This window comes from Bacteroidota bacterium (genome assembly GCA_039111535.1).
Classification (GTDB): Bacteria; Bacteroidota; Rhodothermia; order Rhodothermales; family JAHQVL01; genus JBCCIM01.
In genome coordinates, this window is the sequence record JBCCIM010000020.1 from 34,665 (window position 1) to 48,376 (window position 13,712).

Annotated in this window: 11 protein-coding genes; all 11 read right to left on the reverse strand. The window is 41.3% G+C overall.

The features are described 5' to 3' along the window. Nucleotides 1-37: 37 nt before the first annotated feature. Complete coding sequence (locus tag AAF564_05465) at nt 38-2,065, reverse strand: tetratricopeptide repeat protein (GenBank protein MEM8484973.1); 2,028 nt, start codon at nt 2,063-2,065, stop codon at nt 38-40. Further along, nucleotides 2,046-4,103 (reverse strand): SMP-30/gluconolactonase/LRE family protein, encoded by a 2,058-nt coding sequence (locus AAF564_05470; protein ID MEM8484974.1) that lies wholly within the window; start codon nt 4,101-4,103, stop codon nt 2,046-2,048. The genes AAF564_05465 and AAF564_05470 overlap by 20 nt, the downstream gene beginning before the upstream one ends. A 19-nt stretch (nt 4,104-4,122) precedes the next feature. Continuing rightward, complete coding sequence (locus AAF564_05475) at nt 4,123-4,989, reverse strand: hypothetical protein (protein MEM8484975.1); 867 nt, start codon at nt 4,987-4,989, stop codon at nt 4,123-4,125. Continuing rightward, a complete protein-coding gene (locus AAF564_05480; GenBank protein ID MEM8484976.1) occupies nt 4,986-5,774 on the reverse strand; it encodes a ParA family protein in 789 nt (262 codons plus the stop codon). The genes AAF564_05475 and AAF564_05480 overlap by 4 nt, the downstream gene beginning before the upstream one ends. 75 nt (nt 5,775-5,849) lie before the next feature. Further along, nucleotides 5,850-7,058, reverse strand: coding sequence for an Hpt domain-containing protein (locus AAF564_05485; protein MEM8484977.1), 1,209 nt, complete (start codon nt 7,056-7,058; stop codon nt 5,850-5,852). A gap of 74 nt (nt 7,059-7,132) precedes the next feature. After that, nucleotides 7,133-7,735 carry a DUF3332 family protein gene (locus AAF564_05490; GenBank protein ID MEM8484978.1) on the reverse strand — a complete coding sequence of 201 codons (603 nt, stop codon included), beginning with the start codon at nt 7,733-7,735 and terminating at the stop codon, nt 7,133-7,135. A 58-nt stretch (nt 7,736-7,793) separates the two neighbouring features. After that, nucleotides 7,794-8,387, reverse strand: a complete 594-nt coding sequence (locus AAF564_05495; protein MEM8484979.1) for a DUF3332 family protein — start codon at nt 8,385-8,387, stop codon at nt 7,794-7,796. A gap of 12 nt (nt 8,388-8,399) precedes the next feature. After that, nucleotides 8,400-10,538: a tetratricopeptide repeat protein gene (locus tag AAF564_05500; protein ID MEM8484980.1), complete on the reverse strand. Its 2,139-nt coding sequence runs from the start codon at nt 10,536-10,538 to the stop codon at nt 8,400-8,402. A 197-nt stretch (nt 10,539-10,735) separates the two neighbouring features. Next, nucleotides 10,736-11,539 carry an ADP-ribosylglycohydrolase family protein gene (locus AAF564_05505; GenBank protein MEM8484981.1) on the reverse strand — a complete coding sequence of 268 codons (804 nt, stop codon included), beginning with the start codon at nt 11,537-11,539 and terminating at the stop codon, nt 10,736-10,738. Between the two features lie 74 nt (nt 11,540-11,613). Next, nucleotides 11,614-12,114 carry a TlpA disulfide reductase family protein gene (locus tag AAF564_05510; GenBank protein MEM8484982.1) on the reverse strand — a complete coding sequence of 167 codons (501 nt, stop codon included), beginning with the start codon at nt 12,112-12,114 and terminating at the stop codon, nt 11,614-11,616. 146 nt (nt 12,115-12,260) lie between these two features. Further along, nucleotides 12,261-13,586 (reverse strand): adenylate/guanylate cyclase domain-containing protein, encoded by a 1,326-nt coding sequence (locus tag AAF564_05515; GenBank protein ID MEM8484983.1) that lies wholly within the window; start codon nt 13,584-13,586, stop codon nt 12,261-12,263. Nucleotides 13,587-13,712 lie beyond the last annotated feature (126 nt).

Sequence of the window (13,712 nt, forward strand, 5' to 3'; positions counted from 1 at the left end):
AGAGAAATCTTGTTCATCGAGCGGAGCCGAGATGAGTTTATTTACATCTCTTCGGATTGCGATCCTTGCGGTTGCTTTCCCTCTCGACAATATCCTTAGAGCTTATCATATGCTGCCAAGACTTACCGATGGGAGTCGCTAGGGCAAGGAACTCATCCATATCCTTTATGCATACATTGCCGATTTTCCTACCATTTCGGGATATACGGTAGACCTGCTTTTTGCGAATTCCATCCCTATAACCTAAGTTGATGACAACTTCTTTGTTTTTGATTTTTAAAACACGGCCTATGCGAGGGATCTTGCTGGAAATCGTTTTTGCGAGCCTGACTGATACTTCGCTGACGTAGTTTTGGCTGGAGGAAAGAAAGCTAATCTTTTTTAGGATTTGCCCATCTTGCCTGTCGTAGAGAACGAAGTTTACCTTGAGTTCATTGCCTTGCAAAGAGTATGTACCATAACCTACATAGCGTATCTTTTCTTTGTAAAGGCGACCTGCGTCTAAATTGATATGGTTGAGAATATCAGGAGAATAAAAGACTCCTTGGGTATGCTTGTATTCCGGTTTCGCTTGGCGAATTTTCTCTTTCAGAGCTTTCTCTTCTGTATCCGATAGAACAGAGATGTTGGGCATGAGACTGATAGAAAATTTGATGGAGTTGGTCAACACAAGCGAGGTATCTGGGTAGTTCTTGAGAAAGTTGTCTGGTTGCAAGTCAAAGAGAAAGATCTTAGGTGTATTGCGGATGCCACGAGAGATTTCACCATCCAGAGTTGTGTAACCTTCTCTATAGGAGAGACTATTCTTACGGTAGCGAAGGGCTCGTTCCAAACGGTTGTGTATTTTGATATTACGTGGTTCGTCGTTACGAATTTTCTTCAACAGGTGGATCATCTCTTGTAGATACCCGTTGCGGTAGTAGTACTGGGAAAGGAATTTGCGCAATTGGCGGTTGTCTGGGATGAGTTTGCGGCTGCGCATCAAGCTGTAACCGGCTTGGCCATAGCGGTTGTTATTACTCGCTGAGCGATTTTGCCACAAACGATATTTCCCTAGATTGTTGCGTAACCAGTGGTTGGCACTCAAGTTTTGCAAAGAAAAACTTTCCGCAGAGTAACGACCAATTTCATCCAGGTCGTTGATACGTAGTACTTGTACATAGCTTTTGATCGCTGTGGAGTGGGAGCCTAGCTTTTTCGCAAGGTAGGCGTTCAAATAGTGCAACTCGCCATTTTCTGGGTACTTCTGCAACAAATCTTTGCACTGTTGTTGTGCATTGGCATACTCTTCGAACCACATAAAGGTCTGCATTAAGAGAGATTTGGTTTTGTCACTTTCTTGGTTTAGGGCAAGAGAGATGAGTAGATTCGATTGTGCCTGGTCAATTAGTTTTTCTACTTTGGTGGAAGGAAAGAGGCTGACTGCTTCTTGTAGGCTGATCTTCGCATACTCACGAAACAAATCGGGGTTTTCGGGTTCTAGGCTGGTAAGGTTTTTGAGGATTTTTTTGGCTCTACGGAAATTGCCGGAACTTGCATTGACTTTTGCGTAGAGCAACTTGAATTCGGTATTGTTGACAGTTTTGCCTTTTGCATCTTCCAGCTTACGTAGAGCCTGCGCATAATTCTCTTGCATGAGATAGATTTCTATTCTTGCTAGCAATAGGTGTGAGTTATAGGGTTTTTTACGTAAGTTTTTGTTGAGCATTGTTAGGCTTTTGCGGTATTTTCCCTCTAATGCCTGGAGCTTGGCAACACCTGCAACAGCTTCCATGTTTTTGGGTTCTAATTTTAAAATTTTGCGAAATGCTTGCAGGGCTTTCTTATTGGCTTCTATTTTTATAGAGCAACGGGCGACACCTAAAAGAGCCTTCAAAGAAGAGGGGTTGACCTGTAGGGCGTTTTTGTAGTGAAACAATGCTCGGTTGTAGTTTTTGCTTTGGTAGAGCTCATCGGCTTCTTTTAGGTATTTGTAGATATTGTCTGCGTGAACAGGTCCGTTTAGAGTCAGAACTGCTAGGAGAAGTAGAAAGATAGCTAAGAATTTATTGGTTGTTGGGAACAAAATAACCTGCCTTCGATTTTCCTATGATATTTCGATAGGATACATCCACTCGTATGTCCATGTATTTGCCTGCTAGATCAGAGGCCGTTTTGGTACGGTATGAGATAATGTATCTTTTGTCTCGTTTAGATCGGATAAAGGAGTATAGTTTTTTTTCCTTTTGGCTACCAGGAACCTTGAGAAATAACCCTCCGGTTTTTTTAGCCATATTCTTATACCGTTCTACAGCTTCTCCTTCTCCTTGCAAAGAGAGAACAATGATGGGAATAGAGTGTGCGTTGGCATATTGGATGTTGCGAATCATACTGTACTGTTTGAAGCTTCCTGGCAACTCCTGTCCAGAAACTAATAGGATAACCGCTCTAGGTCCTAATTGGTTCATAAGAGAACTGATTCCGTCAAAAATACCTTTTCCCAAGTTAATATTAGACCTTTCGGGAGGGGATTTGCGGATCTTAGAGTATACATCTAAAATAGAATGGCCGAATTCATACAACTGGACAGAGTCCTTACCAGCTCGGATGACATTGACTTGGTCCTTGACCGTGAAAGAATTGAAAAAGTCACCTAAGAAGCTCGCTAAATTGCCGGAGATGTGTTGGATGCTCGTACTATTTTCAAAGACTAGAGAAACGCTCAATTTGTCGTTAAAACGCTTCATATCCGCCTGGCCTACCAAAGGATAGATATTTTCGTTTTCAATGATACGGAAGGCACTTCTTCCTATTCCTGTAAGGTCTTGGTTTTTACGGTTTTTCACACGCATGAATACAGAAATGTCAGGAAAGCGGTTTAACTCGATTTTTTCAATGAATACGTTTAAATTGGAAGTAAGCATGTTGCGCGGGGCAAACATATCGATACGGTGGCGGGCGTAGTCAATGGTATACAGTGTTCCGGTATAGTCGTAAGCACTGGAGAAAGGCCGCAAGAACTTGCGGTACTTGCGGCTATGGTCCATAAACGAGCTAAGTTTGCTCCATTTGTCCTGATCCGGCTCATAGATAAGCAAACCAGCGTATTCATCGGCGACATATACCTTTTTACCGTGAATTTTAATAGAGCGCGGTTTTTGCAAACTGGGATGGCTGATATCAGCTATATAATTGCCCTCTGAATCAAACCTGACGATACGGCGGTTTCCCTTGTCTACAACCCAGATCGTGCCATCTTCGGCAACGGATAGACCAGACGGAGAGTAGAGCTTTCCATCTCCTTCCTTGCCAAACTCTTGGATAAACTCACCGGTAAGGTTGAACTTCTGGATACGGTTGTTGCCGGTATCCGCGATGTAGAGCTTTTCATCGGGAGAAATCGAGATACCAGCAGGTCCAATGAACTTACCTCTTTTGCTCCCTTTGCCCCCAAAGCGTTTCTGAAAATACCCTTTGGTATTCAAGATATATACGTAGTTAGAGGCAAAGTCACTGACAAAGAGATGCTTTTTGTGAATTGTGAAAAACAGAGGTCCGGTAAAGGAGCGGGCAAATCCACCTTTGTAATTTCCTACGGGAAAACCATTGGTATCAAATTTAACTATATTGGCCGAACCGAAAGACAGTACGTAGAGATTGCCAATATCATCTACCAAGGCATCGGTGGGGTTGCGGAAGCGGTAGCTGCGAAAACTATCTCCGGTGATTTTATTATAGAATGTTAGAGGGTGCTCTTTGCCCTCGCCTGCAATGAGCATGCGTAAGACTTCTCTACGGTTCCTCCAATAGGGGTTGCGTGAGTCTTGGTCGAGAATGATGAGTTCGTTGAGGCTTTCTTGCCATTCACCGGTGAGGTAGTAGGTATCGGAGAGTAATTTGCGCGCCAGGCTAAAGCGTTCCATAATCGAGAGGGAAGCGATAAAATTCTCCCTTGCTGCACCATACTCACTGCGGTGGAAATAGATCAGACCTTTTCTGAAAAATGTTTTGGCTTTGTCTTCTCCTCTTTTGAAGTCAGGCAGCTCATCTGCTGTTAGGGAGCTATAGCAGAGAAGAACGACAAAGAAAAGAAGGAATGGTATGTTTTTTTTTATGTACTGCATGGTGTTACGCATTTAAGCTCTAGGTGAATTTCTCAGGAATCTTTGAGATTTTAGTACTTAGCCTCTTTATATTTTCGGCTTCTTGCTGGATATTTTCAATCAGATCTGGTAAAGATTTTTCAACTAGAGAGGAGGTGAGAGAGAAGTTTTCTTGCAAATGCTCTAACTGTAGGCTCAATCTCTCTAAATTTGTCAGAGCAGAGGTATTGAGAAAGGAATTTGGTTGCAACATCATTTGTTTGTATTTGCCCAATAAATTTTCAAGTGTCATTTGCAAGTCCAGTTGGAATTGGTAGAGAAATTCTTGTAAAAACTGCATCGACTCTTCTGGGTTCTCTTTGCGCTTGGCTACTTCTAAATTGATTTTGGCAACTTGCAACAAGGACTGTAAGTTTTCCATATCGAATTTGGTTTTTTGGTCAAAGATTTTACTCGGACGGTGCAGTTCCGTTTGGATTTGTTTCACATCCCCCTGCAAGTTTTCGGTCTTTTTTTGGTTTTGCTCACACTGCTGTAAGACAGTTTGCTTGAGTTCGGAAGAGAAGCCTACCTTTTCGACGATTGTCTCTGAAGTGCTTGTGAGTTCTTGGCAAATCGACTGTAGGGTCTCCAATTCGTCGTTGCGTGATTCTTTGACAGCCTCTAGGATGGTGTTGATCGCAGCTGCGGTTTCACGCCAGAAGCTGGGCATCTCTTCGCCATCAATTCGTTCTTGGAAATCCCCTATTTTGACCCGCCCGACAATTTTTTTGAGCTGTGTTTCAAAGCTCAAATTGCGTTGTAATTCTTTTTCGCTCTCTTGTAGATCGTTGCCTTCTCGGATGAGCTGTTCTCCTTCTTGTAAGAAGGGATTTTTGCCTATCGTATGTGCTTGGGGTTGGTTCATGAACTTTCCTTGGAGCGGTATTTGCCTTCTTGTGCGATCACTTCTTTGGCAAGAGAACGAAAGTCGCGCGCACCTTTGCTTTGGCTAGAGTATTGTAAAATGGTCTTGGTAAAGGAGGGACATTCTGCTAATTTGATGTCTTCACGGATGTAGGTGGAATAAACCAATTTGCCAAATTTGGTTAGCAATAGATCGAGAACTTCCATCGTATGCTTGACCTCTGGATCTATGCGTGAGGGCAAAACACCTGAAATGTGAAGTTCCGGGTTTAGCTTTGCTTTGATCGCTTGGATGGTCTCTAACAAACTGATGACACCGTTTAAAACTAGGTAGTGTGCTACAATGGGGATTAGCAATTCATCCGCAGCGATGAGGGCATTGAGAGTTACCAGGTTGAGACCAGGGGAACAGTCGAAGAGTACATAATCATAGTATCCTGGTGCCAATTTGCCAAACTTCTCTTTCAAAATCATTCCTTGGCTGGCGTGTTCACGCATCTGCTGGGAATGCCTATTGGGGACTTTCATATTGGGGATGATGTCTAAATTCGCTGTTTTCGTTCTTTTGGCTAGCCTAGGAATCGCTTCCCAACCTATCGACAGGTCAAATAGACCTGGATCGTTGTACATACGGTTTAGGCCAAACCAGATCGAAGCTGAACCCTGGGGGTCTAGGTCGACAAGCAATACTTTTTTCCCTTGTTCGGCAAGAGCTGCTGCCAGGTTCACTGCGGTGGTCGTTTTGCCACTGCCCCCTTTATGATTGTTAATAACAAATCTTCTCATTTTCTCCCAACTGATTGCGGAATGTGTTTCTCTGTAAGGGAACTTTTATCCCTTAATTCTGTAAAATAGTTTTTCCTAAGAAACTATATCGAGTAAAGTGACTGCATTGTCTTGGTACATCGCTTTGCCATAAGAGGAAATAGCAACATTGGGATTCGGATCTTGTTGTTGTATATGCTGCCATTCCCCGTTGTAAAGCTGCATAGATTGTACTGCAATTTGGTATGCTTTTTCTCCTTGGCGAAAGCTAAAGGTCAGCTCTACCTTCTCTGGTCTATCTTTTTGCAAGTAATCTGGTATATGGGCCGATTCTTTGAGGCTAAAGCCAGACGTATGCTTTTCTACCCGATATACTTTTTCGAGTGATAGGGAAAAGTATTCCGAATTATGGTTCTGGAAAAGGAGGTATTTTGCTCTTGTGGTTGTTTTGTTCGCTTTTCCACGTTTCGCACCTTGTTTTTGTAAAAGTTCTGTTAGAGTTTCTTCTGCCTTTTGCCAATCTGTGTGTGTAAGCAGGGAAAAAGAACCAATTTCACCACAGCTTAGATCTAGGGTATGTGTTTCATTGGTCAGGCAAAGCAAAAACTTATGCGGTAGGGGAGGGTAGTCTGGACTGAGATGATTGTCTAAATCTAGGTATTCTAAATCCTGCAAGCTATCGTTGTTTAAGATACAACGGATCGATTGGATGAGGTAGCTAGGAATGGCAAAGGCTTCTCCAGAGCTGGTGAACAGTTGCAGGGCTTCCCCACGCGTCCTGTCAGCTTGTTGGTTTTGCAATTGCAAAAGGGTTTGGCTAACCTGTTGTAAATTTTCAAGCGCCTTTGATTGTTGTGTCGATGCTGTATTCGAAAGGTCTTCTTGGATAACTGCTAATTGGTCGAGTATCGGGCTAAAATCTGTCTTTGCCTGTTCTTCTGTGGCAGCCGGTTCCGCAATTGTCTCTTTTTCAACAACCACACTCATACCTTCCTCTCCTCGCTGTTCCATGTTGTGTAAGATAAGCCCTAGTTCGTAAGCGTACTGGTCCAACTCTGGTTCTAGGCTTGGTACATCGGCTTTTTGTTGGAGAACTTGTTTGATTTTGTTTTCGATTGTGAGGGACTTATTCTCTAAGGCCTCTAAACTGTACAAGCTGCTCGTTCCATGTATGATGTGGATGGTACGTTGCAAACTTTGTAAGATTTCGGTTGGGTTCTTACTGATTTTTAGATTGCCGCTTAGCCTACGGATTTTTTGTAAGTCTTTCTGTGTCTGTTGGATGAAGGTTTTGATAAAATTCATGGCTTGTATGGAGAAGAAAACTGGGGAATTGTTAGTAGTGGGACGTACAGAGTTACGTCCCTACTAAAATGATATTAGAACGTTCCTTTGTTATAGGAGTAGTTTAAATCATTATAATCTTTGTAGTCTACAACTTTGGAAGATTGCAGTTTGCCGTCTTTTGCCATTTTGATCAGAACTTTAGAGCCAATTCTCTTAGAACTCATCTTTACTTCTTCTAACTTACCATTGTTTTCTTGGAAGATTTGGTTTGGTTTGTTTTGTAAGAAAATGTATTTAGAGTCTTTGTTACCATTCTTGATATGCATTTCCATTTTCTTTCCATAGTCTAGGTACACTAATTTTAAAGTTTGGCTACCTTTGCTCATGGTCTTTACATACATTCCGTTCTCATCGTACTCGTTGAAGCCAAGCAAATTGTTGCCAGTCCAGAACTCAATGAGGTTTAGAATGACTGCATCAATGAACATTCCAATACCATAAACCGGTAGGATGTAGAATACATACATTACTATAGTTTTTAGAAATCTACCTACTAAGTTTTTCCCACCAATCGAGTCATTGAATTGGTATATTTTGCGTGTCAAAGCAAACTTGCCAAAACAATTTGCTGTACTAATGGTGATAAAACCGAACATTAGAACTAGGACTAAAGCCTTCTTTAATTTTTGTTTCACTAGAAAGATTCTCCTTTTCACTCAGTTTGAAACTTCATCTATGTTTGGCAATGTTTTTTTAGAAGACTTTTGAGTTATATGCATAGGCTAATTCTCTGTAACCTTGGTAATCTACTACTTTAGAGGATTGTAATTTACCGTCCCTTGCTAGTTGCAATACTACTTTGGAACCTATCTTTTGTGCTTTTATGCTGATAGCCTGTAGTTTGCCGTTTTGCTTTTGGAAAAGCTGGCCAGGATTCTCGCGGAACAACCAAAATACCTGTTTTTTCTTTCCTTCGGAAAATTCTAACTGTAGGGTCTTACCGTATTCGCTGTAGGTCAAACATAGGTTTTGCTTGCCTTGCTGGAGGTTTTTGACAAAAATCCCCTTATTGTCGTACTCGTTATAGGCAATGGGGTTTTTGTCTGTCCAGAACTCATAGACATTGAGGAAGAGGTAATCGATAATGCCGATAAAACTGCCAATGGAAAAGGTTACAACAAAGAACAGAGTAGAGCGGATTGTTTTTCCGAGACGTCCCTTGCTACCGGTAGAGTCAATAAGTTCATAGGTCTTACGCACTAAAGCAAATTTTCCGTGGCAATTGCTGAGCATTGTAAGGGAAAAAAATAGCAGTGCTAGGCTAATGGGTTTTTTTAGGTGTTTCATACTAGTGTCCTTTTACAACTTTCGAAATTCATTACAACTACGTTTGCTACCAAGTTTGCACGATCTTTGCAATAAGGATTTGTATTTTGCTTCACTTTTTCCTACTTTTAGTTCAAAATATGCATAGGAGCGGTATACTTGCGGATTTGTTGGACTCTGTTGGGTCAGGATATCATAGTTTCTCTTCGCATTCGGATAGTCACCCAGACGGGAATACGAATTGGCAATTGCCAGGCGGCAACCTAAAAATTGGGGATACAATTTTAAGGATTTCTCAAAGTAGGAAATCGCTTTTTGGTATTTCTTACCGGCATATTGTACATAGCCCTTGTTGTATTCCAAGATAGTATGCCTCCCATATTTTCTCTCACCTTTAGAGATGAATTTCAAAGCATCTTTATAGCGACCTGCATCGGCAAAAGTCTTGGTCAAGAAAGTGATGCTACGAAAACGTCTTGGATTTAAGTTTAACGCTTTGTTGGCATAGGCATAGGCTTTTTTGAAACTCTTTTCTCGCACGAATACTTGGCTTGCTGCGAGGTTGATATGGATATCGCTTTTTCCCAATTCTAGGGCTCGGCGAAAGTAGTGGTTGTCGGAATTGCGAGAAACTTTCGGAGATAGTCGGAAGAGACTCAAATAAATGGAAGCGTCATTCTTATCATACTCCAACGCTTTGTAAATAAAGTTAGTTGCTTTTTTGAGGTTTTTCTTGATAAACTTTTCGACAAAGGACATGCACTGGTTGGCTTGTGATAGTTTTTCATCAATGTCATAGGCTTTGCGGCAGTACTTTTCGGCGAGTTCCAGACGGGACTCACTGTAGACACCATATGTTTTATCGTATTTGAAAAGAGCACGGTAGGATTTAGCTAAACCTACATAGGCGAGAGCATACGAAGAATCCTCTTTGATCGCTTGCTTATAGAGCTTTATGGCTTCTTCGATGCTAAACAGGTCATTGAGAGCAAATTTCTTTTGTGCTTGGATGTATATGCTAAAAGCCTTGCTATTTTCCGTAGCATGGGTGACGCGCTCGATAGCTTCTTTTTCCTTCTTGGTTGCCTTAATACGAAAGTTTTCCAGCGTCGCGTAGGATACCTTTTCCATCACCTCATCGTAATCATCGGATTTTGGTCTGATGATAAAGCTCTTCTCCAAGCCACCTTTGGCGACATTGTACAACTTACAGGTAATTAAAATTTTGTTTTGGATGCGTTTGAAGCTACCCTGTAAAACGGACTGTACATTGAGACGTTTTCCCAACACAACTGGGCCTAATTTGCTACTGCCCTTTTCTTCTAAGATGTTTTTGGCATTTTGTCCAGGTACGATATTGAGAGACTCGACTTTGTTTAGAGCTACTTCTAAGGTTTCCGGTAAGCCATCTTTGTACAATAACTCGTCCTCAGGATTTGTACTGGTGATAGCAAATGGCAGAATCGCGACGCGTTTTTGGTTTTTGTACAGTGCAGAGACGTCACCCGAGAAACTTTTGATTTGGTCTGCATTTGGTGGTGGATTCGATAGTTTGTAGCCGACATAAGCATTCTCAGCAAAAAAAGCCGAACCAGCCTTGGTGCTAGACTTGAAACTCCCATTCGTTTTGACATTCAAGTGTGATAGTGCTACACTTCCAGAGAGCTCCTTGCCGTCTTGGTTGAGCATTTGTACGGTAATCTTGTCCACCTTTAGCACAGAGCTGACATAGGGTTTTTCCAATAGATCTGGTCTGTTTTTTGCCAGTGGAGAAGGCAGGGGGTTTTGGATAGAAATTTCTTGTGGGTTGATGAGTTTTAAAACAATCCGAGCTACCGACTCATTTTTGACCTTGCCGTCTGTTTCGACTTTTTTGCCGGCTAAAATCCCTGTAAAATCAAAGCCAAAGGCAAAGGACTTACTCTCTGTAACGTCGATTTCTATGGTTTGTTTGACAGCACTGGTATTGTAGGGGGCACCTTCCCAGACTTTCTCTAAGAATTGGTTGCCGTCGGCGAGAACATAGCCAATGTAATCCCTATCCCCAGCGATGTCGAATTGGGTAAAACCCTTGATCTTCTCTTGCGCTTGTCCCCCTTTGAGTGCTCTATTGTCGATTAGGGAAGAGCAGTGGAACAAAAATAACAGCAGAACGAATAAACTTCTAAACATGGAATTCCTCTAAGTAGTCAGTGATTTTACTCTTATATATGGTTTTTTGTATCGGACTCATAAATAAAATTTCTTTCGACAATGAGTGGGATATGTAACAAATTTATGGATTTTTCCTAAAGAGTAAAAAACGTAAGTAATGGATAAAAGTTTCTGAGCCATTACGTATTGTGCAAGCATAAATCTCTAATTCAGACTTAAAGGTAGGAAAGTAGTCTATCATTCTCCGTCAGCAGTGGGTAGGTTTCGGCGAATTGTTGGGTAGTTTTTTTCAGAAAAGGATCGAGGTAACTGATTCCCTTTTTTAAGATGCTTTCTGGAATGGAGCCATAATAACATGCTGCGATTCCTCCTGCCATACAAGCAATGGTATCACTATCACCACCAATAGAAATAGCTTTGCGAATGGTCGATTCAAAGTCATTGCCTTCTAAAAAACTGATAATAGCCTCGGGAACTGAACCTTGGCAACTTACATCAAAAGAATATGTTTTGCGAATTTCATCGATGCTTCTCTGCAAGGAATAGGAGAAACGTTGTTCTATTTCGGATTGGATAAAGCTCTTGGTCTGTTTCTGTCTGGCATAAAAAATACATAGGGCAATTGCCTGTGCTCCCTTGATCCCTTCCAGGTGGTTGTGGCTTACCTCGGCACTTTGCTTGGCATGCAGTAGAACCTCATCTTCAGTCTCAAAAGCAAAGGCGATGGGACTGACTCGCATAGCGGAACCATTGCCATAACTGTTATAAGGTTTTGCATGTTGCAGCCTCGCCCATTTTTGGAAGCGGCCACCATAACCAGCTCTGGGGTAACGCTTGTAGAAGTCTTGATAGGTTTCTCTGTAGGGTTTTTGGTTTAAGATTGCATACGCTGTAGCAATGGTTAAAACAGAGTCATCGGTAAAAGATGTCCTCGGTGGAAAGAGGGGAAAGTTTTCTAACTTAGTGTTTCTTCGTTCAAAACTCGAACCTAAAATGTCACCAATGATTGCACCTATCATAAAGCCCTTCCTACAATAATACTCTTATTCATAATGATACATCTAGAGCATGAGAAAGCAAGCCTTTACTGCTATCAGAGTTTCTCATTGATAATCTTTTTCAATCCTGGTACATCTTCTGCCGCCAAACCGTACTGTCTGTGAAAGATTTTCCCTTCCTGATCCAGAAATATAAGAGCAGGTTGGGCACTCACCTCCATAGCTTGGGCAAGAACCTGTCTTGGATCCAAAAGACTATTGTAGGTAATGCCAAACTGAGCTGCAATCTTTTTCACTTGGTAGACAGAGACCGATCGGGGGTCATCTGTATTGATACCTAAAACCACCACATTCTTCTCACGATACGCGTCTTCCAGTTGGCTGATAAGGGGTGCCGCTTTTTTACAATTGTGGCACCAGCTTGCCCAATAGTCTAAAATAACAACCTTACCTAGGTAATTCGCCAACTTGTGCGGCTTTCTCGACCAGTCTTTCAATTGGATATTGGCATACTCTGGCAATTTCTCTGCCTTAGTACAGGAAACTAAGCAGAGCAGCAAAAAAATAATTATATAAATTCTCAACAGTACTTTCATGAATAGTGCCATCCTTTGTTGTATTAGGGATTTGTTCGAATATTCTATATACAAAGTTCCCTCCTTACAGCGTGTCTTAAAAATAGGTCTATTCTTACGCGTAGGATAAGCTGCAAGAGTCTATAGTTAGGTTTTCAGACAGGCTCTTATAGAGCTATTCCTTTTTTGTTCCTATCTTCAGGAGTATTTTCCTGAACCCAGTATGTTTGCAGATCCTTGGCGATCCCCTTGACTCGGATCGGTTCTCTTTTCCTACAAGGAATGACATCCCTGACTAATTCATAGGTTTCTTGCGATATTAGAATTCGATCCGGTTCAGAGCTAGATTCTAACCTAGCTGCCAAATTTACCGCTTTGCCAATAATCGTATATTCCATATGCTTTTCAGAACCAAAATTTCCCACAATGCATTCCCCTGTATTGATGCCGATACGAATTTGGATTCCTTTTTGCTTGGCTTGTTTTTGCATCTCCCTAGCCATAAATACACAGTTGATCGCATCCTTTTGGACACCTTGCGTTTTAGGGTCGCCAAAAAATACCATTACAGCATCGCCAATGAATTTGTCGACTGTCGCGTCGTAACGAAGGGCTATATTCGTCATGTCTTCTAGATAATCATTCAACCATAAGGTTAGTTCTTGGATGTCGGCATTTTCTGTTTTGCTGGTGAAGCCAACAATATCAGAGAAAAAAACTGTCAAGGGCTTGCGTTGGTTATCAATTCGGACTTCTTTCTCACCTTTAAAAATTGAGTCATAAACTTGTGGGGAAAGGTATTTTGATAACTTGTTGGATAGCTGGAAGAGCTTGTCTTTTTTATTGTCGATTTCGATAAGCAAGGAATAGACAAACAGGTAGGTTAAAAAGAAAACACTGGTAAAAACTACAATGCCGATAAAGACTAAAATTTTAGCTCCGAATGGATCTTTTAAGAAATGGAAAGTGTTAAAAAGAGGGAAGACTGGGATGTGACCTAGATAGGTTAGAGTTGCATTTAAAACAAAGAAAACTAAAATAGTCGAACTAGATGCATAGTTTTGCATTTTATTCCCAAACATGAGTCCAACGAAAATTACAATGAATACGATGGAAATAATCGGGGAGGCAAACATACCTATAAAACTAGAGTTGAGCATTGACCAAACCGCGATCAACTGAAAACCAAGATGAACAAATAGCCTATTCTGAGGAAATCTCTTTTGTAAGTAAAGTCCCCAAAGTCCTGCACTGGAACAAATCGCAAATAATCCCAGATTCACAAAAAAATATAAGCGGTAAGTCTTTAGATTGAGTAAATCGATACGCTTGTTCGCTTGCAAGATCGATTCAATGCTAAATAAAATAGTAAGGATCATGACGCTGAATGCAGCCGAAAGGAAAAGAAAGAAAGTTACCAATTGAACCTTGCCAATGCTGCCATTTTCGATTTTTTTGAATATGGATTTAAAACTGTTCTCAGTAGTGCTCATTTCGTTTACAAGCGATTCAGTAATTCTTGCACATACTGGCCACCAAACTTCAAAGGGTTTCCTTCGATATGCAATTCGCGTAAATTTTCTAATTTGCTGATATTTCTAGATATATAGGTAATATTG